This window comes from Micromonospora sp. WMMC415 (assembly GCF_009707425.1).
Classification (GTDB): Bacteria; Actinomycetota; Actinomycetes; order Mycobacteriales; family Micromonosporaceae; genus Micromonospora.
The window spans coordinates 205644-230490 of sequence record NZ_CP046104.1 but is presented as its reverse complement, the minus strand read 5'-3'; the positions used below and the strand labels follow the sequence as shown (position 1 = coordinate 230490).

The window sequence follows — 24847 nt, the reverse complement described above, 5'->3', positions numbered from 1 at the left end:
GTGGCCTACGACGTGCGTAGGCTTGCGGTGACGCCGAGAGGAGGCCCGCGCAGTGTTCGACAACCTGAACTGGTGGGAGATCGGTGCGCTGCTGCTCCTGGCGCTGCTGATCTTCGGTGATCGGCTGCCCGCCGTCATCAACGACGGTCTCCGGATGGTGCGCAACCTCCGCCGGATGGCGACCAGCGCCACCAGCGACCTGAGCCGCGAGCTGGGCACCGACATCCAGCTGGAGGACCTGCACCCCAAGGCGTTCATCCGCAAGCACCTGCTCAGCGAGGAGGACGAGGCGGCCATCCGGAAGCCGTTGCAGGGTGTCTACGACAACCTGCGCGCCGACGTCACCGGCGTGCACAACGAGCTGAAGGACGTGGCCGCCGCCGCGGACGTGCGGTCGAACGGGAGCCGGCCGACCACGGCCACCGGCAGCACCCCCACCGCCCCGGCCCCCCGCGTCAGCTACGACGACGCGACCTGACCGCCGCCGTACCCGGCCGCGCCGCAAGATCGACTCGACCTACCGCACATCGCGGCGTCCCGGCACCGGGACACCGCGATTCACCGCACCTCGAATTCGCTCGGTAAGCCCGCGCCGGTCGGCCGTCAGCGGCCGGCGGGCTTGAGGCCCAGCGGCTTGCCGAGCAGGGACTCCCGCCGGACGGCGAGCCGGTCGGCGACCTGTCCCAGGGCCCTGGCGGCCGGCGACTCCGGCTCGGCCAGCACGATCGGGGTGCCCTCGTCACCGGCCTCGCGGACCCGCGTGTCGAGCGGAATCTGACCCAGCAGCGGCACCTGTGCGCCGATCGTCCGGGTCAGCGACTCGGCGACGGTCTGGCCGCCGCCCGCCCCGAAGACCTCCATCCGGGAACCGTCCGGCAGCTCCAGCCACGACATGTTCTCGATGACGCCGACGATCCGCTGGTGGGTCTGCAGCGCGATCGCGCCGGCCCGCTCCGCCACCTCGGCGGCGGCGGCCTGCGGCGTGGTGACCACCAGGATCTCCGAGTTGGGCAGCAGTTGGGCCAGGGAGATGGCCACGTCGCCGGTGCCCGGCGGCAGGTCGAGCAGGAGCACGTCCAGGTCGCCCCAGTACACGTCGGCGAGGAACTGCTGCAACGCCCGGTGCAGCATCGGGCCGCGCCAGACGACGGCGGCGTTGCCGGCGGTGAACATGCCGATCGAGATGACCTTCACGCCGTGCGACTCCGGCGGCATGATCATGTCCTCGACGCGGGTGGGGCGGCCGTCGGCGCCGAGCATCCGGGGCACCGAGTGGCCGTAGATGTCGGCGTCGACCACGCCGACGGAGAGCCCGCGGGCGGCCAGCGCCGCCGCCAGGTTGACCGTCACGCTGGACTTGCCGACGCCGCCCTTGCCGCTGGCGACCGCGTATACCCGGGTGCGGGACCCCGGCTGGGCGAACGGGATCACCGGCTCCTCGCTGGCGGCACCGCCGCGCAGCGTCGCCTGGAGCTCCTTGCGCTGCTCCGGGCTCATCACGCCGAACTCGATCTCCACGCCGGCGACGCCCGGCACCGCGCCCACGGCGGCGGTGATGTCGGTGCGCAGCTTGTCCTTCAGCGGGCAACCGGCCACGGTGAGCAGCAGCTCGACCCGGACGACACCGTCGTCCCCGACCGTGGCGGAGCGGACCATGCCCAGCTCGGTGATGGGCCGGCGGATCTCCGGGTCGTTGACGGTGGCCAGGGCGGCCTGGATCGCGTCGGAGACGGTGCTGACGGGTGCTGACATGCCCGCAATGCTACGTCGGCGGAAATCCGCCACCGCCGCTGACGGGGGCCGGTGTGAGCGATTCGATGGCCGGCGGTGTCTGGACGGGATCCGGCGGAAATGCGACGATCCGAGGCGAACGCCGCTCGCCTGGCCCCTTGAGGCAAGCGGCGTTCAACGCGTCTCCGGGCGGCCGTCGCGGGCGTAGTCGGTGTCCCGGTCGTCCCGGGGCTCGTCCAGCCCGTCCCCGCCGCCCGGCCGCCCCCGCCGCTGCCGGCGCTCGGCGGCGTCGTCCAACTCCTCGGCGAGCCGGGCCAGCTCCGAGCGGAGGAAGTCCCGGGTGGCGACCTCGCCCATCGCGTTGCGCAGCGCGGCGATCTCCCGGGCCAGGTACTCGGTGTCCGCCTTCTGCGCCGTCGCCCGGCGTCGGTCCTCCTCCAACGCCAGCCGGTCCCGGTCCGTCTGCCGGTTCTGCGCCAGCAGGATCAGCGGCGCCGCGTAGCTGGCCTGCAACGACAGCATCAGGGTCAGGAACGTGAAGGTGTACGGGTCGAAGCGCAGGTTCGCCGGCGCGAGGGTGTTCCAGGCGAACCACGCCATGATGACCAGCGTCATGTAGACGATGAAGTTCGCCGTACCCATGCCCCGGGCGATCCCCTCCGACCAGCGGCCGAAGGCCTCCGGGTCGAAGCGGGGCAGGGACACCCGCCGGGGTTCGCGGGGTTGGTCCAGCCGCTGCGGCCGTCGCTGCTCAACCATCCGTGCCGTCCGGTGCCTCGTCGTCGGCGGCGGCCGGGCCGGCGGGAACGGCGTCCCGCTCCCGCCAGTCCGGGGGCAGCAGGTGATCGAGCACGTCGTCGACGGTGACCGCGCCCACCAGCCGGTTGTTCCGGTCGATCACCGGCATGGCCACCAGGTCGTACGTGGCCATCCGGCGGGTGATCTCAGGCAGCGGGGTGGTCGGGCGCAGCGGGTCGATGTCGTTGACCACCACGCCGCCCAGCATGTCCGCGGGTGGCTCGCGCAGCAGCCGCTGGAAATGGACCATCCCGAGGTAACGGCCGGTCGGCGTGGTCATCGGCGCCCGGGCCACGAAGACCTGGGCGGCCACGGCGGGGGAGAGTTGGGGCTCCCGGACCCGGGCCAGCGCCTCGGCGACCGTGGCGTCCGGCGGCAGGATCACCGGTTCCGAGGTCATCACGCTGCCCGCCGTGCCCGGCGTGTACTTGAGCAGCTGCCGCACCGGGTCGGCCTCGTCCGGCTCCATCAGGTCGAGCAGCACGTCCTGTTCCGGCGGCGGCAGCTCGCCCAGCAGGTCGGCGGCGTCGTCCGGGTCCATCAGCTCCAGCACGTCAGCGGCGCGCTCCCGGTTCAGCGCGGCCAGGATCTCCACCTGGTCGTGCTCCGGCAACTCGCTCAGCACATCGGCGAGACGCGCGTCGTCCAACGCCGCCGCGACCTCGTTGCGCCGCGCGTCGGGCAGGTCCTGCAGGGCGTTGGCCAGGTCGGCCGGGCGCATGTCCTCCAGTACGGCCAGCAGGTTGGCGGTGCCCCGGGTGTCCGCGATCCCGCTCAACCCGCGGACCCGGTCCCACTCGACCTGGTGCAGGTGACCCCGGCGGGAGAGCCGGCCGGTCTGCTCCCGTACCGCGACCCGGGTGAGCGACCACTCGCCGCGGGTCGACTCCATCGCCACGTCCACCACCGTGCCCGCCTGCCCGCCCGGGTCGATCTGCACCCGGCGGTCCAGCAGTTCCTGGAGCACGAGCAGCTCGTTGGGGCGCTTCTCGAAGCGACGCAGGTTGAGCGTGCCGCTGCCCAGCACCACGGCGTCGGCGTCGATCGAGGTGATCCGGTTGATGGAGAGGAAGATCCGCCGGCGCATCGGCATCTCGGCGACCAGACCGACGACCTCCGGCGGACGCTTCGTGGGCCGCAGCCGGGCCACCGCGTCACGTACGCGGCCGACCTGGTCGCCGTTGGGGTCGTAGACGGCGACGCCGGCGAGGCGGGCGATGTAGACCCGGGTCGGCGAGCTCACGCGCACCAGCCTAGGGCCTGTCCTGGCGTCCCGGTCCGGCGCGGCCGGGCTGGAACGTCGATACCGGCCGGCAGCGCCTAGTGTTTATCACCATGTCGACCCTGGCCTACGAGATCGTGGACGTGTTCACGGACCGCCCCTTCGCCGGCAACCCGCTGGCGGTGGTGTTCGGTGCCGACGGGCTGGCCACCGAGCAGATGCAGGCGCTCGCACTCGAGTTCAACCTCTCCGAGACCGTGTTCGTGCTCCCGCCCACCCAGGCCGGCGCCACCTACCGGGCGCGGATCTTCACGCCCGTCGACGAGTTGCCGTTCGCCGGGCATCCGAGCGTCGGAGCGGCGGTCACCGCGAGCCGGCGGGGGCTGTTCGGCGCCGGCCCGGTCCTGCAGGAGTGCGGGGCCGGCGTCCTGCCGATCGAGGTCACCGCGACGGGCGCGACGCTGACCGGCGGCATGCCCACCCTCGGCCCCGAACTGGACCCGGACCCGCTGCTGGAGATGGCCGGGCTCACCGCGGACGACCACGTCGGCCCGGCGCCCCGGGTGGCCGGCTGCGGCCTCGAGTTCCCGTACCTCCCGGTGCGTGCGGACGCGGTGGCCCGCGCGCGGGTCAACGCGGCGGCGGCGCAGCGGTACGGGGTGGAGCACGTCAGCGTCTTCTCCTGGGACGCCGACTCGCAAACCGCCCACGCGCGGGTCTTCGTTCCCGGGCTGGGCGTGCCGGAGGATCCGGCCACCGGCTCCGCCGCCCTCGGGCTCGGGGTGTGGCTCGTGGCGAGCGGGCTGCTCCCCGGGGAGGGCCGGTCGAGCTACGCCGTACGCCAGGGCGTCGAGCTCAACCGCCCGTCGTCGCTGGCCTGCACGGTGACCGCGGCCGGGGGCACCGCGGTCGGCGCCACCGTCTCGGGTCAGGTGATGCCGGTGGCCCGCGGCGAGATCCTGGTCCCACCCTTCATCGGCTGACCCGCGCTGAGGTGCAAGGAAGGGCCCCTTCTTAGAGGGCGCGCAAATAGGTCGGCGGGGATGAGCCGGGTAGGAGGTGGGCACAGGCGTCAGTGATCATGAAGGTTCCTACGCCTAGTGATCACTGGAACGCCTGTGCCCGCTGTCCCATCATGGCTGAGCGACCCCTTGTGGGACCAGTTCGCCGCGCTGCTGCCACCCCGCCCCGCTACCGATCCCACCCATCCGTTGGGCTGTCACCGCCGGCGGGTCGCCGACCGGATCGTGTTCGACAAGTTGCTGCAGGTGCTGCGGTTCGGCTGCTCCTACCAGGGCATCGCCGACTCGACCTGCTCGGCCACCACGATCCGCAACCGCCGTGACGAGTGGATCCGCCTGGGCGTGTTCGCCCAGCTCAAGACGATCGCGCTGAACGCCTACGACCGTCTCGTCGGGCTGCTGCTGGACGACCTTGCCGTCGATGGGTGCATCACCAAGGCGCCCGGCGGTGGCGAGGTCGCTGGCCGTTCACCGGTCGACCGCGGCAAGCAAGGCATGAAACGTTCGGTCATGGTCGACGCCCGCGGCATCCCACTGGGCCGCGTCCTGGCCGGCGCCAACCGCCACGACTCCCCGCTGCTGGAATCCACCCTGGACCGGCTCGACGACCTCGGCCCGCTGCCCGGCACCATCACCGTGCACCTGGACGCCGGGTACGACTCCCAGAAGACCCGCGACCTGCTCACCGCCCGCAGGCTGACCGGCGAGATCGCCCGCAAGGGCGTCAAAGCCCCGGTCCAGGCCACCCAGCGGTGGCACGTCGAGCGCACGAACGCCTGGCACAACGCCTTCAACCGGCTACAACGCTGCTACGAACGCAAAGAAGACGTGATCAACGCCTACTTCGACCTTGCCGACGCCGTCATCACCATCCGTAGCCTCATCCGTCAGGCGTGGATCCTGTACCGGTGGGACACCCGCCCCACCCGCCGACCATGAAACCCACCTATCTGCGCGACCTCTTAACGCCTGCGGTAGGGAAAGGGTCCCTTGTTAACGCCGCCTGGCCGCGCGAGCCGGGTACGCGTACGGGAGGATGCGGGAGTGACGGACGCAGAGCGGACCACCACGCCCCTCGTCGACGAGGCGACGAAGAAGGCCGCTGTGGCCTGGGTCGCCGTGCCCGGCGGCCCGGCCCTCGCCCTCTGGTGCTTCCCCCTGGAGGGGGCGCTGTTGGTGGTGAGCGGGCCGGGCGAGCAGTCCGCGCCGGGGCTCGCCGACGCCACCCACGCGCAGGTCACCCTGCGGGGCGACCACGGCGGCCGGATCGTCACCTGGACGGCCGACGTGTCCCGGGTGGCCCCGGGCAGCGAGGACTGGGAGACTGTCGCGCCGTTGGTCGCGGCGAAGCGGCTGAACGCGCCCGGCCCGACCGCCGACCTCGTGGCGCGCTGGGCGGCCGACGGCTGCGCCCTCAACCGGCTGACGCCCGCCGGCGAGCCGTTGGCCGGCGCCGCGCTGCCCGCCGACTCGCTGGCCGAGGTGCCGCGCGAGGCGCCGGTTGTCCGGGCCACCCGCAAGCCGTTCCGCCTGCACCGGGTCCGGCGCCGCTGAGCGGTTGCGCCGTTAACAGGGTTCCCTTCCACTACCGCAGGCGTTAAGAAGGGGCCCTTCCTTTCACCCGCGACGTGTCGCGGCGGTGGGTGCTGGCTCGTCAACCAGGTTCACCACCTCGGTTAGGGAGAGCAGCTCGGGGCCGGTCCAGGCGTCGTCGCGGTTGAACGCCATGTGGCCCGCGAGGTCGGGGGCGACCAGGCGGACGGCGGTCAGCCCGGCTCGCTCCGCCCCGGTCAGCTCCTGGCTGCCGCCGTCGCCGACGTACAGGCACTCGGCCGGTGCCACGCCGAGCCGGCGGCACGCCGTCCGGTACAGCTCCGGGGCCGGCTTGCAGCGGCCGACCTGTACGGAGAAGACGCGGACGTCGAGCAGCGGGTCGATCGGCAGGTGCGGCAGGAAGGCCGGCAGCTCGTGGGTGCAGTCGCTGACCAGCCCGGTCCGCACACCCCGCCGGCGCAGCGCGGCCAGGGTCGGCACCGCCTCCTCACGGAGCCGGGTGTCGGCCCGGACGGCGTCGTGCCGGGCGGCCACCGCCGACCGCACCGCCGTGTCGGAGGGGCGGACACCGGCCTGCTCGCAGACCCAGCGCAGGGTGGCCTCGGCGGTGCCCAGGCGGCCGGTGGCGCGCTGGTAGTAGGTGCGGTCGAGCACGTCGACGAGGACGTCGGGCGGGCATCCGAGCAGGTCGGCGGTCGTCCGGTGTGCCGCGCCGCGCTGCACCGAACGGGTCAGCGTGCCGAAGAAGTCGAACAGCACCGCCTGGAACATGGGCATGGGGGAGGGCCTCCGGGCGGTCGAGGGGGGGGTCGCCGACGGACGGCCTGGATCGTAACCGGGCGCTGACCGTCGGTTGTTACCGAAGTTGTGTGACTATTTCTCCCCGTGTCCTCCGCACCGCACCGCCCGGCACCGGACCCGCTGACGTTCGGGGCGCTCGCGCTCGCCGTGGTGGCCGTGTCGTCGTCCGCGCCCCTGGTCGCCTTCGCGGCCGCGCCGGCCCTCGCGATCGCCTTCTGGCGCAACCTGCTCTCGACGGCCCTACTCGGTCCGGTCGCACTGGTGCGGCGGCGGGCGGAGTTTCGGGCGTTGACCGCGCGTGGCGGCCGGCGCGAGGGCTGGTACTGCGTACTCTCCGGTGTCGCGCTCGCCGCGCACTTCGCCACGTGGATGCCGAGCGCGCAGCTCACCTCGGTCGCGGCGGCCACCACGCTGGTCGCGACCCAGCCCGTCTGGCAGGGACTGATCGCCCGGGCGCAGGGGCGCCGGCTGCCGGTGACGGTGTGGATCGGCATCGGTGTGTCGGTCGCCGGCGCCGCCCTGGCCACCGGGGCGGACTTCGCCGTGTCCGGCCCCGCCTTCGCCGGTGACCTGCTCGCCGTGACGGGCGGCATGTTCGCGGCGGTCTACACCGCGCTCGGCGAGCGCGCCCGTACGGCGGTGAGCACCACCACGTACACGACCATCTGCTACGGGGTGTGTGCGGCGTTGCTGCTGGTGGTGTGTCTGGTCGGCGGCGTGCCGGTGACCGGCTTCGACGCCACCACCTGGCTCGTCGTGCTGGCCCTGGTGGCCGGCGCCCAACTGCTCGGGCACTCGATGTTCAACTACGCCCTGCGCCGGGTGTCGGCGACCACGGTCAGCGTGCTGATCCTGCTGGAGGCCCCCGGGGCCGCGCTCATCGGCTGGGTGTGGCTGGATCAGCTGCCGCGTACCCTCGCGCTGCCCGGCCTGGCCCTGCTCCTGGCCGGGGTCGCGGTGGTGATCCTCGGTGGGGCCCGGACCCGCCGCATCCGGGCCACCTCGGCCGCGCCCACCGTCCCCGCGGACGCCGCTCCCGTACCGGACTGACGTCCGTCCGGCGGCGCCGTTCCCGCCGCTTCGGCTGCCCGGCTCGGCCCGTCCGTGACGGTGCGCGGGTCGCGAGCCACCTCACCGGTTGCGGTCAGACCTCCTCGACCTCGAGGACCCGGGTCGTCGGGGCGGCGTCGCCGAGGGCGGCCCGCAGCGCGAGCCGCTCCGGGTCGGCCAGGGCGGACTCGTAGCCCGCCCGCGTGTCGAACCGGATGACGTGCACCTCGGTACGCCCGTCACCGGTGCGCAGCCGGCGCTCCACCCGCCCGCCGTGCCGCCCCAGCAGGCCGAGCACCCGGTCCTCGTACGCCCGGCCTTCCTCGACCGCGCCGGGGGGCAGCTCCACCAGCGCGACCAGGCGCACCGCGGCGGCCGGGTCGGTCACCAGCGACTTCCAGAAGTGGTGGTCGACGTTCCCGCCGGGGATGCCCTCGCGGCGCCCGGTGTCCAGGTAGCCGTGCCGGCGGTAGAACTCCGGCGCCTGGAACGAGAACGACGACACCGACATCTGGGTGCAGCCGCGCCGGCGGGCCTCCTCCTCGGCGGCGCGCAGCAGCCGGCCGCCCCAGCCCTCGCTCCGGCGGTCCTCGCGGACCCAGACCATGTTGATCCCGGCGCAGTCGCCCCAGCTCCAGCCGGTCAACCCGGCGACCAGTTCACCGTCGGCGTCGGTCACCCGGACCGACATGTCGGTCTCGTCCGCCGCCCCGGTCGCCCGGTTGTTGAACGCGGTCAGTTCCGCGCTGAGCCGCTCCTCCAGCTCCTTGTCCGCACCGAGCACCTGGATCGTGTCGCTCCCCGGGAAAGTCATGCGGCGGAGCATCGCAGCGCCGGCGCGACGCGGCAACCCGCCAAGGCCTGTCGCGCCGGTCATCTGTCGGCTCGCGGCGGGCCCGGACGACGCCCGGGGGAGCTGGAGCTTCGTCCGGGTACAACACCGGGCTGGGACGTCGGGCCGCCTACTCGCCGACGCCGACAGCCTTGGCGCTGGCCGTCCAGAGCCGGGCGGCGAGCTGCGGGTCGGCCGCCTTGGGTAGCGGGCGGCGCAGCCGGCGGTCCATGTAGTACGCGCCGCTGCGCAGCCGGTCCGGGTCCTGGTTGGCGAGCCAGACCAGGGTCTCCGCGCCCTTCTCCGGGCTGCGGAACGGCAGCAGGCGCATGCCGAGCGCGACCATCCGGCTGTCGTTGCCGAACCGCGTCCGCACCACGCCCGGGTGGAAGCAGTACGCCGGGATGTCCGGCCAGCGCCGTGCCGCTTCGGCGGTGAAGAGGATGTTGGCCTGCTTGCTGGTGCCGTAGGCGTTCATCGGGCGGTAGCGGCGCAGCGGCCGGTTGAGATCGTCGGGGTCGAGCGAGCCGCTGCGGTGCGCGCCCGAGGCGGTGACGACGATCCGGCCGACCCGGTCGCGCAGGAGGTTCGTCAGCAGGAACGGCGCGAGGTGGTTCGCCTGGATCGACAGTTCGTACCCGTCGACGGTGGTGATCGGCTGGAGCACGATCGCCCCGGCGTTGTTCGCCAGGACGTCGATGCGGTCGTACGCGGCGCGCAGCCGTTCGGCCAGCCCTCGCACGTCGTCGAGGACCGCGAAGTCGGCCCGGAACAGCTCGGGACGCTCGCCGGCGGCGTCCCGCACCTGCTCGGCGGCGGCTTGGAGGCGGGCGGGGTCGCGCCCGACGAGCACCACCTGGTCGCCCCGGGCGGCCAGGTCGACGGCGGCTGCGAGGCCGATGCCGGAGCTCGCCCCGGTCACCACCACCAGCCGACGCCCAGTGAGATCTTCCACAGGTCCATTCACCCCGGTCACGGCACGAGGTTACCGTGGCGTCACAACGCCCTTTGGGATCGTTAAGTTCTCGGAATCTCACGTTCAGGTGGCGTCGGCGTGCCCGCCGCACGCTGGAAGGAGCGCATCCATGGCCGCAGTCGGTCGCCCCCGCCGGTCCTGCCTCGCGGTACCGGGTTCCAGCGTCAAGATGCTGGGCAAGGCTCAGGGCCTCCCCGCTGACCAGGTCTTCCTGGACCTGGAGGACGCGGTCGCCCCGCTCGCGAAGCCGGACGCCCGCAAGAACATCGTCGCCGCGCTCAACGAGGGCGACTGGGCCGGAAAGACCCGCGTGGTCCGGGTGAACGACCTGACCACGCCGTGGACGTACCGGGACGTCATCGACATCGTCGAGGGCGCCGGCGCCAACCTCGACTGCATCATGCTGCCCAAGGTGCAGAACGCCGCCCAGGTGCAGTGGCTGGACATGACCCTCACCCAGTTGGAGAAGACGCTCGGCCTCGAGGTCGGCCGGATCGGCATCGAGGCGCAGATCGAGAATGCGGCCGGTCTGGTGAACGTCGACGCGATCGCCGCCGCGTCGCCCCGGGTGGAGACCATCATCTTCGGCCCCGCCGACTTCATGGCCTCGATCAACATGAAGTCGCTGGTGGTGGGCGCGCTGATCCCGGACTACCCGGGCGACCCCTACCACTACATCCTGATGCGCATCCTGATGGCCGCCCGCATGCACGACAAGCAGGCCATCGACGGCCCGTTCCTGCAGATCCGGGACGTCGACGCCTTCCGTGAGGTGGCCAAGCGCTCGGCCGCGCTGGGCTTCGACGGCAAGTGGGTGCTGCACCCGGGCCAGATCGACGCGGCCAACGACGTCTACTCGCCGGCCCAGGCCGACTACGACCACGCGGAGCTCATCCTCGACGCGTACGAGCACTACACCTCGGAGGCGGGCGGCAGGCTCGGCGCGGTGATGCTCGGCGACGAGATGATCGACGAGGCGTCCCGCAAGATGGCGCTGGTGATCGCGGCGAAGGGCCGAGCGGCCGGGATGAGCCGCACCTCGACGTTCACCCCGCCCTCGGAGTAGTCGCTTCCGTCCGCGTGCCGCCCCGGTGTCCACCGGGGCGGCACGCTGCTTTCCGTGCCGCTCAGAAGCTGCTACCGCTGCTGCCGCCCTCGGAGGCGATGGCAAAGATGATCACCACCACGTAGAAGGCGATCAGCAGCACCAGGAGACCGGTCAGGATCCAGCCGACGATGATGGCGGCCTTCGCCATGCCCTCGCCGCCCTCGCCGGTCTGCCGGATCTGCTTGCGCGCCACGTGGCCGAGGATGGCCCCGATCGGCGCGGTGATGCAGGACGCGATACCCACGAGCGACAGCACCAGCGCCACGATGGCCATGGTGTTCGTCCGTTGTGGCGGGTAGCCGTAGCCGGGGTGCGCCGGCGGCGGGTAACCGCCGGGGGCGTACGGGCCCGGCGCGGGCTGGCCCGAGGTCTGCTTGACGCCCGCGTACGGGTCGCCGGGCATGCCCGGGTACGGGTTAGTCGGCGCGTACGGGTCGCCGCCGGTCGGCTGGGTGGGAATGGGCTGACCGCTCACCGGGAGGGTCGGGTCGGCCGGAGGCGTCGGCTGCTGACCGGACCACGCCGGGTCCTGCCAGCCGCCGGACGGCGGGGGATAGCTCATCGTCTGCTCTCCATCGAGGTGCGGGTGAGCCGTCAGAGTAATCAGCCGGACGCAAATGCGAGGACGCCGCCACCGGGTGCCGCGTTGCCCGGACCCCGGTGACCGGGCAGGATCCTGGCATGGCGATTGACGCGAGAGCCGGCAGCCGACCGAGACGGGACGCGAGCCGTCCCGGCCTGGCCCGCCGCAGCCGGCTGGCGACCGGCCCAGCCGACCACGACGAGCCGGCTGCCCTGCCGGAGCCGGTCACGATGCGGCTCGACGGCAAGGTCGCGCTGGTCACCGGGGCCGGCAGCCCGGACGGCATCGGGTACGCGACCGCCCGTCGCCTCGCCGACCTGGGCGCCCGGGTCGCCATCGTCTCCACCACGCGGCGGATCCACGAGCGGGCCGGCGAGCTGGGGGTCACCGGCTTCGTCGCGGACCTCACCGACGAGTCGGAGGTCGGTGCGCTGGCGGACGCCGTCGCCGAGCAGCTCGGTGACGTGGAGGTGCTGGTCAACAACGCGGGCCTGGCCAGCCGGGCGAGCCCGGAGGTGCTGCGGCCGGTCGCCCAGCTCAGCTACGACGAGTGGCGGGGCGAGATCGACCGCAACCTCACCACGGCCTTCCTGTGCAGCCGGGCGTTCATCGGCGGGATGGCGGAGCGGGGCTGGGGCCGGATCGTCAACCTGGCGGCGACGGCCGGGCCGGTCAACGCCCTGCCGACCGAGGCCGCGTACGCGGCGGCGAAGGCCGGTGTCGTCGGGCTGACCCGGGCGCTGGCGATGGAGATGATCGCCGACGGGGTGACCGTGAACGCCGTCGCCCCCGGCACCATCCACACCGCCGCGTCGACGATGGCGGAGATCAAGCAGGGCCTGGGCACTCCGGTCGGCCGTCCCGGCACGCCGGACGAGGTGGCGGCGGCGATCGCCTTCCTCTGCTCGCCGGCTGCCTCGTACATCACCGGCCAGATGCTGGTGGTGGACGGCGGCAACAGCGTCCGCGAGGCGCAGTTCCGCTGACCGTGCCGGAGCCGTCGTCGGCGCGGCCCGCCCAGCCGGCCGGGCCGCAGCCCGATGGCGGCTCCGGCGTCAGTACGTCATCCCGTCGTTGCCGGCGATGGCGAACAGCGCGATCCATCCGCAGCAGACGAGCACGCCGAGCCCGGTGAAGATGTAGCTGAGGATGAGCCCCCAGGTGGCCAGCTGGTCGCCCTCCTCGCCGCTGGTGCTGATCTGCCGCTTCGCCAGGTGGCCGAGCACGATTCCGGCGGGCGCGAACACGAAGGCGAACACCAGCGAGAGAACGGCCAGGACGTTCATCCCCCGGCCCCCGCCGGGGGGCGGCCCGTAGCCGCCGTGTGGCGCGCCCCACTGCTGCCCGTACGGCTGGCCGCCCGGAGGAGGCCCGTAGGACGGTGGCGGCTGGTAGGGGTCGTACCCGGGTGGCGGTGGCGGTGGGGGCGGCTGGTTGGGGTCGTACCCCTGGGGCGACTCCGGGCCCGGCGCGGGCTGCTCCCAGGGCGACGGCGGCCGGTCGGGATCCGGGGGCGGCGGTTGGCTCACGGTCTCCTCCTCCTGCCGGATCACGTCCCTATTGCCGGACGCTACCCCGAGCGGTGAACCTTTTCACAGCGGTTGTGTGGACTGGTCACCTTGGCGGCGCCGCCCGCGCGGCCGATACTGACCCAGCGTTCAGTTACCCATGAGTAATGCGCCGATCCCCCCGGAGGCTGAGATGGCCCGACTCGCCCAGACACCCGGCCTGACCGACGTGCAGCGGTCGATCCTGGAAACCGTCCGGGAGTTCGCGGACAAGGAGATCATCCCGCACGCCCAGCGGCTGGAGCACGCCGACGAGTACCCGACCGACATCCTCGACGGGATGCGGGAGATGGGCCTGTTCGGCCTGACCATCGACGAGGAGTACGGCGGCCTGGGCGAGTCCCTGCTCACCTACGCCCTGGTGGTCGAGGAGCTGTCGCGGGGCTGGATGTCGATCTCCGGCATCGTCAACACCCACTTCATCGTGGCGTACCTGATCTCCCAGCACGGCTCGGCGGAGCAGAAGGCCCGGCTGCTGCCGAAGATGGCGACCGGCGAGGTGCGCGGCGCCTTCTCGATGTCCGAGCCGGAGTGCGGCTCCGACGTCTCCGCGATCAAGTCGAAGGCGGTCCGCCAGGGCGACAACTTCGTCATCAACGGCCAGAAGATGTGGCTGACCAACGGGGCGTACTCCTCGGTGGTGGCCACGCTGGTCAAGACCGACACCGGGGCCGACTCGGTCTACGGCAACATGAGCACCTTCCTGCTGGAGAAGGAGCCGGGCTTCGGCGAGACCGCCCCCGGCCTCACCATCCCCGGCAAGATCGACAAGATGGGCTACAAGGGCGTCGAGACCACCGAGATGGTGCTCGACGGCGTGACCGTTCCCGGCTCCGCCGTGCTCGGCGGGGAGGAGAAGGTCGGCCGCGGCTTCTACCAGATGATGGACGGCATCGAGGTCGGCCGGGTCAACGTGGCCGCCCGCGCCTGCGGCATCTCGATCCGGGCGTTCGAGCTGGCCGTCGCGTACGCCCAGCAGCGCCGCACCTTCGGCCAGCCCCTCGCGAAGCACCAGGCGGTCGCGTTCAAGCTCGCCGAGATGGGTACGAAGATCGAGGCGGCGCACGCGCTCATGGTCAACGCCGCCCGGCTCAAGGACGCCGGCCAGCGCAACGACGTCGAGGCCGGCATGGCCAAGCTGCTCGCCTCCGAGTACTGCGCCGAGGTGGTGCAGGAGGCGTTCCGCATCCACGGCGGCTACGGCTACTCCAAGGAGTACGAGATCGAGCGCCTGATGCGGGAGGCGCCGTTCCTGCTCATCGGCGAGGGCACCTCGGAGATCCAGAAGACCATCATCTCCCGCGGCCTCCTGAAGGAGTACAAGCTCTGAGGTGAAAGGAAGGGCCCCTTCTCAACGCCTCCGGTAGAGGAGGGGTCCCTTCTTAACGCGGCGGCTGACGGTTCAGGCCGGCGGCGGCGCGTTCCACGACCAGGCAGCGGTCCTCGACGTAGTCGACGCCGGCCTCCTCCGCGACCCGGCGCGCCTCCGGGCTCACGATGCCGAGCTGCAACCAGACCGCCGGGACGCCGATCGCCACCGCCTCCCGGACGACCTCCACCGCGTCCTCGGCCGGCCGGAACACGTCCACCAGGTCGACCGGGTGCGGGATGTCGGCCAGCGAACGGTAGACCCGCTCGCCGAACAACTCGTCAGCCGTCGGGTTGACCGGGATGATGCGCCAGCCGTACCGCTGCATCTGTAACGGGACGCTGTGCGCGGCCTTGCGCGGGTCGCGGGACGCGCCCACGACGGCGATCACGGCGGAGTCGGCGAGGATCTGCTGAGGAGAGCGCACCCGCCGACTCTAACTCCGACGGTCAGGACGCGCCGCCGAGCGCACGACGCAGCCGCGCGTACTCCTCCGGCGTCCCGATCGCCGCGCGGTGTTCGGGGTGGCGCAGGTAATGGTTGATCGCGGCGGCCAGGTGCGGTGGTGCCACGTCGAGGTCGCGCAGCCACACCCGCTCCTCGGCCCGCCGACGGCGGCGTCGGGTCGCCTGCTCGGGGCGGGCGAGGGGCAGGCGGAGCTCGCTGTCGTGCTCCGTCGCCGGCGGCGGCCCGAGGGGGTCCAGCGCCGACCAGGGTACGACCATGGCGCGCTGCGGCCCGTCGGAGGCGACGCCGTCGGGGGTGATCCGGAGCATCGGGAGCCGTGTCCATTGCCGGTGCCCGAACACGGCGATGGCGGCCACCGAGCCCAGCAGGAACATCCACCCGAAGGCGTCCCGCTCCCACCGGCTGCCGTACCAGGCGAGTTGAAAGGGCAGCCACGCGAGGAACACGGACACGAACGTCACCGCACCGCGCGGCGGCGCGTAGAACGCGGACCGGTCGGGTGCCTGTCGTAGCCCGGCCCGGCTCGGCCGACGGAAGAATCCGTAGTAGGCGAACAGCGCGGCCAGCGGGGCGGCCGTCGGCAGGAGCCGGGCCGGGTCGTCCTTCCACAACAGGCAGAGAAGCCCGAGGAGGGCGCCGAGGATCACGGCGCCCGTGGCGGCGCGGCGCTGTCGCCGCAGGGCGGCGTCGATGATCTCCCGCACGCCGGCAGCGTAGCGGCGGTCCGCTACCAGGAGGCGGCCAGTGCTCCGCGCTTCAGGGCGGGGGGTGTAGGCCCGGGTGGGGAGGGTCGTCAAGGCTCGGGCCGTGCCTTAGACCGGTGGCTTCTCGATCTGCTCGGCCGCGGGCACGGGGACGAGTGCGGCGATCCGGCGGCCGTTGCGGGTCACATAGACGATGCGGCCGTGCACGGCGACGTCGTTCAGCATGTCAGCCAGGTTCTGTCGAAGGTCGCTCGCGCGGACCTCGGTCGTGTCGCTCATGACCAGCGATCGTACTCCGCTGTACTCTGCTGTACGTGCAGCTGCGGCTTCGATACAACTACCGCGTCTACCCGGCGCTCGGGCAACAGGAAGCGTTGGCGAGGGCGTTCGGGTGCGCGCGGGTGGCGTTCAACGACGGGCTGCGCGCACGTCAGGAGGCCCGAAAGAACGGTGAGCCGTACCTGTCGGACGGCGAGCTGTCGAAGCGGGTCATCACCGAGGCCAAGCGCACCCCCGAGCGGGCGTGGCTGGGTGAGGTGTCGGCGGTGGTGTTGCAGCAAGCTATGGCGGATCTGAACAGCGCGTACCGCAACTTCTTCAACTCGGTCATGGGCAAGCGCAAGGGCCGCAAGGTGGCTGCGCCACGGTTCCGCTCCCGAAAGGACAACCGGCAGGCCATCCGCTTCACCCGTAACGCCCGGTTCGCGGTGCTCGACAACGGCCGCCTTCGGTTGCCGAAGATCGGCGACGTACCGGTCCGCTGGTCGCGCAACCTCCCGGCCGAACCGTCGTCCGTGACAGTGATCCGGGATGCGGCGGGCCGGTACTTTGCGTCGTTCGTTGTGCAGACCGCCGAGGACGAGACATTGCCGTCAAACGAGGCGGAGGTCGGTATCGACCTGGGCCTGACGCACTTCGCGGTGCTGTCGGACGGCACGAAGATCGCCGCACCGAAGTTCCTGCGCCGCGCGGCCCGCAAGCTGCGCCGGTTGCAGCAAGACCTGTCCCGCAAGCAGCGGGGTAGCAACAACCGTCAGAAAGGCTGTCGTCAAGGTGGCGAAGGCACATGCGAAGGTGGCCGACACCCGGCGGGACTGGCAGCACAAGCTGTCCACGGCGATCATCCGCGACAACCAAGCGGTGTACGTCGAGGACCTGTGCGTGGCCGGTCTCGGCCGGACCCGACTCGCCAAGTCGGTACACGATGCGGGCTGGGCCCGCTTCATCGCCATGCTGGAGTACAAGGCCACCCGGTACAGGCGCACCTTCGCCCGGGTGGACCGGTTCTTCCCGTCCCACCCGCATGTGCTCCGACTGCGGCCGGATCACCGATAAGTTGGATCTGTCGACCCGGTCGTGGGACTGCACGTGCGGAGCGGCCCACGACCGAGACGTCAACGCGGCCATGAACGTGCTCGCGGCGGGACGCGCCGAGAGCCTAAACGACCGTGGAGCGCGGGTCAGACCATCAGCGATGGTGGCACCGCGCGGCGAAGCGGTAATCCACCCGGACGCCGCGTGTTCCACGCGCAGCGTGGAGGGAATCTCGGTCCTTTAGGGCAGAGAGAACGTCAAAGCAGCGACAGTTGCTCGGGTGCCGGCGGCGGTGCCGGGTCGGGACGTTGGCGGTTGTCGCCGCGTTCGCCCCGGTGCAGGCCGTGCCGGCGTGCCGCGATCCGCACCCGGGCGGTGAGTTCCCGCTGGTACGACTGCGGGGCGTACGCGCCGGACCGGAAGAGCTCCCGGTAGCGGGGCACCAGGTGGGGGAACTCGCGGCCGAGCCAGCGCGCATACCACTCCCGGGCGCCGGGGCGCAGGTGCAGCGCCAGCGGCGTCACGCTGGCGGCGCCGGCGGCGGCGATCGCCGACACGGTCGCGTCGATCGACTCGTCGTCGTCGCTGAGCCCGGGGAGGATCGGCGCCATCAGCACCCCGACGGCGAAGCCGGCGTCGGTGAGCCGGCGGACCGCGTCCAGCCGGCGGCGGGGGCTCGGCGTGCCCGGCTCGACCGCCCGCCACAGGCGTTCGTCGACGAAGCCGACCGAGTACGAGATGCCGACCCGGGTCACCTCGGCGGCCTGGCGCAGCAGGGACAGGTCGCGCAGGATCAGGGTGCCCTTGGTGAGGATCGAGAACGGGTTGGCGAAGTCCCGCAGGGCGCCGATGATCTGCGGCATGAGCTGGTAGCGGCCCTCGGCGCGCTGGTAGCAGTCCACGTTGGTGCCCATCGCGACGTGCGCGCCGCGCCAGCGCGGCGCGGCCAGCTCGCGACGGACCAGCTCACCCGCGTTGACCTTGACGATCACCTTGCGGTCGAAGTCCGCGCCCGCGTCCAGGTCGAGGTAGGTGTGGGTGTTGCGGGCGAAGCAGTTGTGGCTGACCACCCCGTTGGCGATGAAGTCCCCGGTGCCGGTGGTGATGTCGAACAGGGGCAACTCCACACCGAGCGGCTCGACGGCGGTCACGCGCGGCGCCGTGACGCGGGGCACCGGCGCCCCCTCGACCAGACGGCCCGACGAGGCCCCCGTCAGGTGCAGGAACCGCAGGCGCTCGCGGAGCCCGCCGGTCAACCGGAGCTGGCGGGGCCCACCGGGAAGGTTGTGGTCCTCCCGGACGAACGTGAAGCCGAAGTGCTCGAGAGCCGCGGTGACGTCGTGGAACAGGTCGCCGTCCGGCAGGCCGATGCGCAGCGCGCCGCTGTTGGACCGGCCGGCCCGGTCGTACGCCCCGGCCAGCAGCCCCAGGAGCCACTCGTCGGTCGGCGCGTCCGGCTTCTCGGCCCGGTCACCGGCTCGGCCCGGAGGAGGTGGCCGGCCGGCCGACGTCGCATGGTGGTGCCCGCGGTCGTGGTCCGCCGAGTCCTTGTGGCCCTCGGCGAACGAGCCGGTGCCGAGCAGCCGCTCGCCCGGGACCAGCCGCCGCCGGCGACCCGCGCCCGGGGCGACGTACCGCCAGCCCTCGTCGGAGAGGAACCGGTGGTCGCCGCTCGCCACCAGGGTCGTGCCGTCGTCGAGCGTCAACCGGTACGCCGGCTTGACGGTGGACCACTTGGCGCGCACGGTCGTGACGACGTAGCGGCGACGCCCGCCCCGGCGCTCGGTGCCGAAGATCCGGTCGCCGATCTCCACGTCGCGAAGCTGCCGCTGCCGGCCGTCGGCCATGAGGATCGGGGTGTCGCCCGACACGCAGTAGACACACGCGTGGCTGCAGCCACGGTACGGGTTGATCGTCCACTCGAAGGGAACGCGGGAGGCGCCGGGCACTCGATTGATGATCGACTTGGCCCGCACCTCGTAGAAGGTCATGCCGGCGAAACCGGGCGTGTCGAAGGTGCGGGCGACCGCGCCGGGCAGCGCCAGCGGCAGGGGTGGCGTCGCTGGCGCTGGCCCGTCGGGACGCCCCTCGTCCGGGGGAGCGGAGAGGTTGTCCCAGCGCATGCCCTATTCGAACACGTGTACGAGCCGTACGCAAGGACCGCCGGTCAGTCGGAGAGCCCGGTGCAGGCTGCGCCGTCGATCGTGCAGGCCGTCGGCAACGAGCTGACGGAGGAGCCGCTCACCCGGAACGACACACGTAGGGAGCCCTGGCCGGGCACCTGCCCGCCGGGTCCGTCCGGTACGAACGTCCAGTTCGCGCCGTCGCGGCTCGCCCGCGCGCCCTCGACGGCCGTGACGTGGAGCGACTCCTCCGGCAGCGTGATCACCAGCGTCCAGCCCGGCACCGGACCGCTGCCCGGGTTGCCGATCGTCACCGCGGCCCGGTAGCTGAGCAGGGCGGTGTCCGTGACGGCGAACGCCGCGGTCAGCGCGACGGGTGCCGGGGGAGCGGCCGGCGCCGAGGACGGCGCCGGCGTGGCCGAAGGGCTGGCCGGTGGCGGCGTGCGGGAGGGGCCGCTCCAGGTCGGTGCCGGCCGGGTCGAGGCGGGGCTCGCCCTCCGCCCGGGCGTCCCGGCCGGCGGCGGCTCGACGACGGTCACGTCCGGCGGTGGGTCGAGCGCCACCGGCGCCAGTCGCTCCGGCGCGCGCAGCACCAGGACGACCGACACCACCGTCGCCGCCATGACGCCCAGCGCCGCGCCGACGGCGACCCACCCGGCACGGGAGCCGTCCCGGCCGCCCAGGGCGCGCGCGACGGATCCGGCCGTGGCCATGAGCCAGTCGAGAATGATGATGGCCACGGTCCGCCGTGGCTCGCGCGGTGATGCCGGCAAGTCCTTACCCTTCAGTTCTCCGCCGGAGGCGTCCCACCCACCCGGGCCGGCTCCGTCGTCGTCCGCGGTCACAGGGAGCGAAGTCCGGCGAGCAGCGCGGTGAGCAGTTCCATGGACGGCCGTTCGCCGGGCGAGGACGGTTCCCGCGTCTCGACCAGGCCGGCCTCCACCAGGTCACCGAGCAGTACCCGGACGGCGCCGACCGGCAGGTCGAGCGCCGCGCCCACCTCCGCCACCGAGAGGGGCTGCCGGCAGCGCCGCAGGATCTCCCGGTGTTCCGGGAAGAGCCCGCCCGGCACGACCGCACCGGGCCGGGTCACGACCAGGGCGATCAGATCGAACCGTCCCACCGGCGCGGTCCGGCCGCGGGTCACCGTGTACGGGCGCGCGACCGGCCCGGCGTCGTCGTCGTACCACGCCTCCTCACGGTCTCCGGAGTGGTCCACCGGTCTCTCCGTTCGTGGCCGCGGGAGCCGGCGCGACGTACGCCGGGTTGGTCGGTCCGCCCGCCGTCGCGGCGGGGATCTCGACGGTCGCGGGCCCGGCCGACGGCTGCTCGGACGGCTGGACCCGACCCGGCGGCTGGTCCGGCGCGCCGACCCGGTCGGCCGGGCGCGGTACGCGTCCGTTCGACCCGGCGGGTGCGCCGACCAGCGTCACCAGGGACGCGGGGAGGCCTACGACGGCCTCGGTGCCCCCGCGTCGGCCGGGGCGCAGGGAGATCGTGGCGCCGCAGCGGGCGGCGAGGCGGGCGGCGGCGTACAGACCCGCCCGTCCGGGTGGGACGTCCGGCGGGGGATCGGCCAGCAGGCCCTCCAGTTCCGCCCGCAGCTCGGGCGGCAGGCCCGGCCCGTCGTCGGCGACGACGACCTGGCAACCCGGGCCGGCGGGGACGCCGGTGACCCGTACCGTGGTGTTCGCGGGCGAGAAGGCGAGGGCGTTCTCGATCAGTTCGGCCAGCAGGTGCACGACGTCGGTGGCGGCCGGTCCCGCCAGTTCCCACGGCCAGTGCGGCGCGACCAGCACCCGCTCGTAGTCGGGCACCTCGGCCATCGCGCCCCGCGCCACGTCCAGCAGCGGCACCGGCCGCCGCCACCGCCGGGCCGGCGTCCCACCGGCCAGGGTGACCAGCTTCTCCACGTTCCGCCGGATCCGGGTCGCGAGGTGGTCCAGGCGGAAGAGGTCGGCCGAGTCCTCCGGGGCGCGATCACGTCGCTCCATCTCGTCGAGCAGGTCGAGCTGCGCCCGCAGGAGGGCCTGGTTGCGCCGGGTGAGCTGGAGGAACAGCTCCCCGGGGGCCGCGGCCACGCCGGACGCGGGCCGGGTCAGCGGGCGTACGGCCCGGGCCCAGCCCCAGAGCACGCCGAGCACGGTGATCAGCCCGAGCCCCACCACGGCACCGGCCCACCCGAGCGCGACGGCGGCGTCCACGCCGGCCCGCTCGACGCTGCGCCGGGCCGTGCTCCGCGCCAGCTCGTCGAGCCCGCCGAGAGCCGGCTCGACGCCGGACCGCCAGGCCTCCTCGGTGGGCGGCGCGCCGGCACCGGTCAGCCGGTCCTCCGCCAGCAGTAGGCCGAGGAACCGCGGGCTCTCCACCAGCCGCCGGTAGTCGTCCCGCCCGTCGGCGGGAAGGTGTGCGGCCGCCTCGGCGCGGGCGTGCCGCTGGACGGCCACGAGCCCGGCCAGGTGCCGGCGGTCCTCGGGGGAGAGCCCGCCGGCCAGCGCGCCGGTGAGCACGGCGTCCTGCCGGGCGAGCAGTTCGCGGGCACGGGCCAGGGCGACCACGGCACGGGTCTCGGCCGCCAGGTTGCTGTCCCGCGTGCTCCACACCGGCCCGTAGACCGCGAACGCGGCGTCGACCAGTCCGTCGTAGCCGGCGGCCGCGTCGGCCCACCGGACCCGTCCGGCATCGATCCGGGACCGGAGGTCGGCCAGGTCGCGCAGCCGGCCGGCGAGGTCGCCGGCCCGGTCCCGGGCCTCGCCGCCGCCGAGCAGCCGGAGGCTGAGCGTGTCCCGACCGGTCTCCACCCCGGTGACCGCCCGGTCCGTGCCGGCGCGGACGTCGGCGAGGGTGACCGGTGGCTCGCCACGGGCGATCGCGCCGACGGTGAGCCGGCGCTCGGCCTGCAGGGCGAGGATCAGCCGGTCGGCCGGCTGCCCGAGGCCCCCGGCGAGGGCCCGGACCCGGAGCATGTCGGCGGTGTCCCGGCTGGTCAGGTAGGCGGCGTACGACCAGAGGACGAGCAGCACGGCCGCCAGGGCGAGCAGGCGCGTACGGATCGCGCGGTCCTGGGTCGGGCTCATCGCGTCCTCCGCTCCGGCCAGAACCCGGCGCCGGCGCTGCTCGACCGGTCCGCCACGGCGGTCCGCAGCAGAGCCAGCAGTTCGGCGCGGCTCGCGCAGTTCAGCCGGGACCGCATCCGGGCCACGTGATGCTCCACGGTCTTGGCCGAGATGAAGAGCCGGTCCCCGATCTCGCGGTAGGTCAACCCGGCGACCACGAGCTCCGCCACCTCCTGTTCGCGTTCGCTGAGGCGGTGCCGCGGGCCGGCGGTGCCGCCCTCCGCGTCCGTCCCGCCACCCGTCGCCGACGGCTGCCCGCCCCGCTGGGTGGGCGGCCGTTCCTGGAACATCCGGGCGCAGTCCAGCAGCGTCGTCATCGCCCTCCGGTCGGCGGTGCGGATCGCCGCCTGGCCGGCCAGCCGGGCGGCGTCCCAGCGGAGTCCCACGTCGTGCAACCCGCGGGCGGCCGCCTCCACGCGCACCGGGTCGACCGACCCGCGCAGCACCTCGACCCAGCTCGCCCCGGCGGCGGCGACCACCGCCGCGTACCGGCTGCGGTCAGCCGTGGCGAGCAGCGCGGCGACGTGCTCGTCGGCGACCGCGGGCTGGTCGGCGAGGATCGCCGCGTGCAGCCCGCTCCAGTGCAGCGGTGTGCTCCACAGTGGCGGCTCACCCAGCCGGCCGAGCAGCTCGCGGGCCTCCCGCAGGTACGGCTCCAGCCGGGGCAGGTCCCCGAGCCGGGCGGCGACCACGGCCAGCTCGCCGAGGGGCAGGAGGGTGAACAGGTCGACCGGGTGCCGGACGACCGCCTCCAGCGCGCGTCCCCAGCCCCGCTGGAGGCCGGCGAGGTCGCTGTTGCGCCGCGCGACGCCCAGTTCCAGGGCGGTGGCGAAGAGTAGATCCCTCGACTCCAGGACCCGACCGGCCCCGATCTCGGCCAGCGCGCCGCCGGCGGCGACCGTACGGCCCCGGAGCATCGCGATCCACGCCTGCAGGAGCCGGTGCCGGGGGACCATCAGGGGCCCACCGACGCCGCTGGCCACCGCACGGTGCAGGACGCCCTCCGCGATGTCCAGCTCACCGCAGTGCATCCCGGTCAACGCCGCGAGTGCCGCCGGGCTGTCCGGCAGGAGGACCGCCCGGCCGTCCGGTTCCAGCAGCGCGGCGGCCTGCACGAGCGTGGAGAGGGCGGCGGTGGGCGGGCCGTCGACGCTGGCGCGTACCCCCTCGGCCAGCAACCGGGCGGCGCTGCCGTGCAGGGTGGGTGGCGCGCCGGTGTCGCCGGACGTCGGCGCGTCGGCGTCGGGGTGCCCGGTGGCCAGCGCGCCGACGGCGGCGAACGCGGCCGACGGCGGGCTCCCCGACCAGCGGTACAGCTCGACGCTGCGGCGCGCCTGGCCCCGGTGGGCCAGCGCGGTGGCGGCGACCAGCGCCGCCTCCGCGCGCTCGGTGGGGGCGGCGGTCGCCAGCAGCCGGTCGGCCAGCCGGAGGGCGGCGTCGAGGTCGCCGGCGAGGGCGGCGGCGAGCGCCTGCCGGGCGGCGGCGGGATGCCCGGCCGCCGTGGCCGACGCGTACAGCTCGGCGGCGAGGGCGGGCTCCCCGGCGAGGGCCTCCTCCGCTGCGGCGATCAGCACCGGCGCCGGGCACGCCGCCGTGCCGCCGGCGGGGGCGATGGCGCGGACCAGGGGAAGCAGCGGGCCGCCCCGCGCGAGCTGCGACTCGGCCAGGCGGCGCCACACCGCCGCCCGGTCGGCGGTGGGGGAGAGCGCGACGACCGCCCGCCGGACGAGGGGCGTGATCTGCTGGTCCGCGCCGAGGAGCCCGGCGGCCACGGTCTCGGCGACCAGCTCGTCCACCGCATCCGGCCCACGGTCGAGCAGGTCGCCCAGCAGGTCCACCGGCAGGGTGACGCCCGCGGCGAGAGCCAGCAGGAGCCGGCGGGCGTCGGCGCTCACGCCGGCCAGGTCGGGGCCGAGTTCCAGGAGGACGGACCGCGGCGGCTGGCTGGGGACGTCCGGTCCCCGCTCCCCGTCGGCCAGGGCGCGGCGCAGCCGCACCACGTCCCGCGGCACACCCCCGGTCTGCCGGTGCACGAAGTCGGCGAGGTCGGGCCGCCGGTCCAGCCCGGGCTCGACGCCGAGGCAGGCGGCGGTCTGGTCCGGCGTGAACGGCAGGAGCGGAGCCGCCGGCCGTCGGAGCGTGCCGGTGAGCCGGAGCAGCTCGGCGCGGCGCGGCCAGGGCCGGTGGGCGACCACCAGGCGGTGGCCCGCGACGGCGAGGTCCCGCAGCCGGTGCACCCGGGGCGCGTCGAGGAGGTGGGCGTCGTCGATCAGGAGCATCGCCTCCGGCTCGACCGGGGTGTCCGCGTCGGGCACGGACGTCAGCACCGGGAGACCGGCCTGCCGGTGGATCCGGGCCAGTTCCTGGAGGAGGAAGGTCTTGCCGTGGCCGGCCGGGGCGCTCAGCGCGAGCGCCAGCGGCCCGTCGGGATCCGCGGTGACCGTCTCGAGCAGGGCGTGCGGGGCGGTGCCCGGGACCGGCCGCGAGGGGCGGGTGCTGCTCATGATC

At 73.6% G+C, this 24847-nt stretch carries 26 protein-coding genes and 1 pseudogene; 11 read left to right on the top strand and 16 right to left on the bottom strand.

Going from position 1 to position 24847, the window contains the following annotated elements; translation table 11 throughout:
* Positions 1 to 52: 52 nt before the first annotated feature.
* The gene (locus GKC29_RS01110) at positions 53 to 478 is read left to right on the top strand and encodes a preprotein translocase subunit TatB (RefSeq protein ID WP_155329043.1); all 426 of its coding nucleotides are present in this window, start codon (positions 53 to 55) and stop codon (positions 476 to 478) included.
* Positions 479 to 603: 125 nt separating this feature from the next.
* On the opposite strand, the gene GKC29_RS01105 is transcribed toward GKC29_RS01110, so the two are convergent.
* The 3 genes from GKC29_RS01105 to GKC29_RS01095 form a co-directional block, all read right to left on the bottom strand.
* Positions 604 to 1752 carry an Mrp/NBP35 family ATP-binding protein gene (locus GKC29_RS01105; RefSeq protein WP_155329042.1) on the bottom strand — a complete coding sequence of 383 codons (1149 nt, stop codon included), beginning with the start codon at positions 1750 to 1752 and terminating at the stop codon, positions 604 to 606.
* Between the two features lie 153 nt (positions 1753 to 1905).
* A complete protein-coding gene (locus GKC29_RS01100; RefSeq protein WP_155329041.1) occupies positions 1906 to 2490 on the bottom strand; it encodes a DUF1003 domain-containing protein in 585 nt (194 codons plus the stop codon).
* Positions 2483 to 3772, bottom strand: a complete 1290-nt coding sequence (locus tag GKC29_RS01095; protein WP_155329040.1) for a magnesium transporter MgtE N-terminal domain-containing protein — start codon at positions 3770 to 3772, stop codon at positions 2483 to 2485. Before GKC29_RS01095 ends, GKC29_RS01100 begins: the two co-directional genes overlap by 8 nt.
* A gap of 92 nt (positions 3773 to 3864) precedes the next feature.
* Here GKC29_RS01095 and GKC29_RS01090 point away from each other — a divergent pair, with 92 nt between their 5' ends.
* The 3 genes from GKC29_RS01090 to GKC29_RS01080 all read left to right on the top strand — a co-directional run bounded on the left by GKC29_RS01090 (position 3865) and on the right by GKC29_RS01080 (position 6327).
* Positions 3865 to 4734: a PhzF family phenazine biosynthesis protein gene (locus GKC29_RS01090; protein ID WP_155329039.1), complete on the top strand. Its 870-nt coding sequence runs from the start codon at positions 3865 to 3867 to the stop codon at positions 4732 to 4734.
* A 135-nt stretch (positions 4735 to 4869) separates the two neighbouring features.
* Positions 4870 to 5712: an IS5 family transposase gene (locus tag GKC29_RS01085; protein ID WP_155328897.1), complete on the top strand. Its 843-nt coding sequence runs from the start codon at positions 4870 to 4872 to the stop codon at positions 5710 to 5712.
* Positions 5713 to 5817: 105 nt separating this feature from the next.
* Positions 5818 to 6327 carry a hypothetical protein gene (locus GKC29_RS01080; protein ID WP_155329038.1) on the top strand — a complete coding sequence of 170 codons (510 nt, stop codon included), beginning with the start codon at positions 5818 to 5820 and terminating at the stop codon, positions 6325 to 6327.
* Positions 6328 to 6390: 63 nt separating this feature from the next.
* On the opposite strand, the gene GKC29_RS01075 is transcribed toward GKC29_RS01080, so the two are convergent.
* Positions 6391 to 7104 carry an HAD family hydrolase gene (locus GKC29_RS01075; RefSeq protein ID WP_155329037.1) on the bottom strand — a complete coding sequence of 238 codons (714 nt, stop codon included), beginning with the start codon at positions 7102 to 7104 and terminating at the stop codon, positions 6391 to 6393.
* 108 nt (positions 7105 to 7212) lie between these two features.
* Here GKC29_RS01075 and GKC29_RS01070 point away from each other — a divergent pair, with 108 nt between their 5' ends.
* Complete coding sequence (locus GKC29_RS01070; protein ID WP_155329036.1) at positions 7213 to 8178, top strand: DMT family transporter; 966 nt, start codon at positions 7213 to 7215, stop codon at positions 8176 to 8178.
* A 94-nt stretch (positions 8179 to 8272) separates the two neighbouring features.
* Here the strand turns inward: GKC29_RS01070 and GKC29_RS01065 are convergent, their stop codons facing one another.
* Both GKC29_RS01065 and GKC29_RS01060 read right to left on the bottom strand, forming a co-directional pair.
* Positions 8273 to 8992 (bottom strand): GNAT family N-acetyltransferase, encoded by a 720-nt coding sequence (locus GKC29_RS01065; protein WP_155329035.1) that lies wholly within the window; start codon positions 8990 to 8992, stop codon positions 8273 to 8275.
* 148 nt (positions 8993 to 9140) lie between these two features.
* Positions 9141 to 9965, bottom strand: coding sequence for an SDR family NAD(P)-dependent oxidoreductase (locus GKC29_RS01060; RefSeq protein ID WP_155329034.1), 825 nt, complete (start codon positions 9963 to 9965; stop codon positions 9141 to 9143).
* Positions 9966 to 10095: 130 nt separating this feature from the next.
* Here GKC29_RS01060 and GKC29_RS01055 point away from each other — a divergent pair, with 130 nt between their 5' ends.
* A complete protein-coding gene (locus tag GKC29_RS01055) occupies positions 10096 to 11052 on the top strand; it encodes a CoA ester lyase (RefSeq protein ID WP_155329033.1) in 957 nt (318 codons plus the stop codon).
* A 61-nt stretch (positions 11053 to 11113) separates the two neighbouring features.
* Here GKC29_RS01055 and GKC29_RS01050 read toward each other — a convergent pair whose 3' ends face one another.
* Positions 11114 to 11656: a DUF4190 domain-containing protein gene (locus GKC29_RS01050; RefSeq protein WP_155329032.1), complete on the bottom strand. Its 543-nt coding sequence runs from the start codon at positions 11654 to 11656 to the stop codon at positions 11114 to 11116.
* 119 nt (positions 11657 to 11775) lie between these two features.
* On the opposite strand from GKC29_RS01050, the gene GKC29_RS01045 reads away from it, so the two are divergent.
* Entirely contained in the window at positions 11776 to 12663 is an 888-nt protein-coding gene (locus tag GKC29_RS01045; RefSeq protein WP_155329031.1) for an SDR family NAD(P)-dependent oxidoreductase, read from the top strand.
* A gap of 69 nt (positions 12664 to 12732) precedes the next feature.
* Here GKC29_RS01045 and GKC29_RS01040 read toward each other — a convergent pair whose 3' ends face one another.
* On the bottom strand, positions 12733 to 13206 hold the full coding sequence (locus GKC29_RS01040) for a DUF4190 domain-containing protein (protein WP_155329030.1): 474 nt from the start codon (positions 13204 to 13206) through the stop codon (positions 12733 to 12735).
* A 172-nt stretch (positions 13207 to 13378) separates the two neighbouring features.
* Between GKC29_RS01040 and GKC29_RS01035 the strand changes: the two genes are divergently transcribed.
* Positions 13379 to 14575 carry an acyl-CoA dehydrogenase family protein gene (locus tag GKC29_RS01035; RefSeq protein WP_155329029.1) on the top strand — a complete coding sequence of 399 codons (1197 nt, stop codon included), beginning with the start codon at positions 13379 to 13381 and terminating at the stop codon, positions 14573 to 14575.
* Positions 14576 to 14627: 52 nt separating this feature from the next.
* Here the strand turns inward: GKC29_RS01035 and GKC29_RS01030 are convergent, their stop codons facing one another.
* The 3 genes from GKC29_RS01030 to GKC29_RS01020 all read right to left on the bottom strand — a co-directional run bounded on the left by GKC29_RS01030 (position 14628) and on the right by GKC29_RS01020 (position 16065).
* Positions 14628 to 15041 (bottom strand): CoA-binding protein, encoded by a 414-nt coding sequence (locus GKC29_RS01030; protein WP_155329028.1) that lies wholly within the window; start codon positions 15039 to 15041, stop codon positions 14628 to 14630.
* A 22-nt stretch (positions 15042 to 15063) separates the two neighbouring features.
* On the bottom strand, positions 15064 to 15786 hold the full coding sequence (locus GKC29_RS01025; protein WP_155329027.1) for a hypothetical protein: 723 nt from the start codon (positions 15784 to 15786) through the stop codon (positions 15064 to 15066).
* Between the two features lie 108 nt (positions 15787 to 15894).
* Positions 15895 to 16065 carry a type II toxin-antitoxin system prevent-host-death family antitoxin gene (locus GKC29_RS01020; protein ID WP_155329026.1) on the bottom strand — a complete coding sequence of 57 codons (171 nt, stop codon included), beginning with the start codon at positions 16063 to 16065 and terminating at the stop codon, positions 15895 to 15897.
* Positions 16066 to 16100: 35 nt separating this feature from the next.
* Between GKC29_RS01020 and GKC29_RS01015 the strand changes: the two are divergent.
* The 3 genes and pseudogenes from GKC29_RS01015 to GKC29_RS30415 all read left to right on the top strand — a co-directional run.
* Positions 16101 to 16820: pseudogene (locus tag GKC29_RS01015) on the top strand (RNA-guided endonuclease InsQ/TnpB family protein); the annotation flags it as partial.
* A gap of 19 nt (positions 16821 to 16839) precedes the next feature.
* Positions 16840 to 17121, top strand: a complete 282-nt coding sequence (locus tag GKC29_RS30420) for a transposase (protein ID WP_370463293.1) — start codon at positions 16840 to 16842, stop codon at positions 17119 to 17121.
* On the top strand, positions 17090 to 17344 hold the full coding sequence (locus GKC29_RS30415) for a zinc ribbon domain-containing protein (protein ID WP_370463292.1): 255 nt from the start codon (positions 17090 to 17092) through the stop codon (positions 17342 to 17344). Before GKC29_RS30420 ends, GKC29_RS30415 begins: the two co-directional genes overlap by 32 nt.
* A gap of 13 nt (positions 17345 to 17357) precedes the next feature.
* On the opposite strand, the gene GKC29_RS01010 is transcribed toward GKC29_RS30415, so the two are convergent.
* From GKC29_RS01010 to GKC29_RS00990, 5 genes are all read right to left on the bottom strand, one after another.
* Entirely contained in the window at positions 17358 to 19223 is a 1866-nt protein-coding gene (locus tag GKC29_RS01010) for an intein-containing Rv2578c family radical SAM protein (protein ID WP_155329025.1), read from the bottom strand.
* Between the two features lie 44 nt (positions 19224 to 19267).
* Entirely contained in the window at positions 19268 to 19963 is a 696-nt protein-coding gene (locus GKC29_RS01005) for a cellulose binding domain-containing protein (RefSeq protein ID WP_155329024.1), read from the bottom strand.
* Between the two features lie 101 nt (positions 19964 to 20064).
* Entirely contained in the window at positions 20065 to 20442 is a 378-nt protein-coding gene (locus GKC29_RS01000; protein WP_155329023.1) for a DUF742 domain-containing protein, read from the bottom strand.
* Positions 20420 to 22300 (bottom strand): nitrate- and nitrite sensing domain-containing protein, encoded by a 1881-nt coding sequence (locus GKC29_RS00995; protein WP_155329022.1) that lies wholly within the window; start codon positions 22298 to 22300, stop codon positions 20420 to 20422. Before GKC29_RS00995 ends, GKC29_RS01000 begins: the two co-directional genes overlap by 23 nt.
* Complete coding sequence (locus GKC29_RS00990) at positions 22297 to 24843, bottom strand: helix-turn-helix transcriptional regulator (RefSeq protein ID WP_155329021.1); 2547 nt, start codon at positions 24841 to 24843, stop codon at positions 22297 to 22299. Before GKC29_RS00990 ends, GKC29_RS00995 begins: the two co-directional genes overlap by 4 nt.
* Positions 24844 to 24847: the final 4 nt, after the last annotated feature.

Bases quoted from the DNA above. Each gene is read 5' to 3' on its own strand.
- GKC29_RS01035 (WP_155329029.1), top strand. From the start codon at position 13,379: ATGGCCCGACTCGCCCAGACACCCGGCCTGACCGACGTGCAGCGGTCG.
- GKC29_RS01065 (WP_155329035.1), bottom strand. From the start codon at position 8,992: ATGACTTTCCCGGGGAGCGACACGATCCAGGTGCTCGGTGCGGACAAG.
- GKC29_RS01045 (WP_155329031.1), top strand. From the start codon at position 11,776: ATGGCGATTGACGCGAGAGCCGGCAGCCGACCGAGACGGGACGCGAGC.
- GKC29_RS01100 (WP_155329041.1), bottom strand. From the start codon at position 2,490: ATGGTTGAGCAGCGACGGCCGCAGCGGCTGGACCAACCCCGCGAACCC.
- GKC29_RS01055 (WP_155329033.1), top strand. From the start codon at position 10,096: ATGGCCGCAGTCGGTCGCCCCCGCCGGTCCTGCCTCGCGGTACCGGGT.
- GKC29_RS01050 (WP_155329032.1), bottom strand. From the start codon at position 11,656: ATGAGCTATCCCCCGCCGTCCGGCGGCTGGCAGGACCCGGCGTGGTCC.
- GKC29_RS01020 (WP_155329026.1), bottom strand. From the start codon at position 16,065: ATGAGCGACACGACCGAGGTCCGCGCGAGCGACCTTCGACAGAACCTG.
- GKC29_RS01105 (WP_155329042.1), bottom strand. From the start codon at position 1,752: ATGTCAGCACCCGTCAGCACCGTCTCCGACGCGATCCAGGCCGCCCTG.
- GKC29_RS01010 (WP_155329025.1), bottom strand. From the start codon at position 19,223: ATGCGCTGGGACAACCTCTCCGCTCCCCCGGACGAGGGGCGTCCCGAC.
- GKC29_RS01090 (WP_155329039.1), top strand. From the start codon at position 3,865: ATGTCGACCCTGGCCTACGAGATCGTGGACGTGTTCACGGACCGCCCC.
- GKC29_RS01075 (WP_155329037.1), bottom strand. From the start codon at position 7,104: ATGCCCATGTTCCAGGCGGTGCTGTTCGACTTCTTCGGCACGCTGACC.
- GKC29_RS00995 (WP_155329022.1), bottom strand. From the start codon at position 22,300: ATGAGCCCGACCCAGGACCGCGCGATCCGTACGCGCCTGCTCGCCCTG.
- GKC29_RS30415 (WP_370463292.1), top strand. From the start codon at position 17,090: ATGTGCTCCGACTGCGGCCGGATCACCGATAAGTTGGATCTGTCGACC.
- GKC29_RS00990 (WP_155329021.1), bottom strand. From the start codon at position 24,843: ATGAGCAGCACCCGCCCCTCGCGGCCGGTCCCGGGCACCGCCCCGCAC.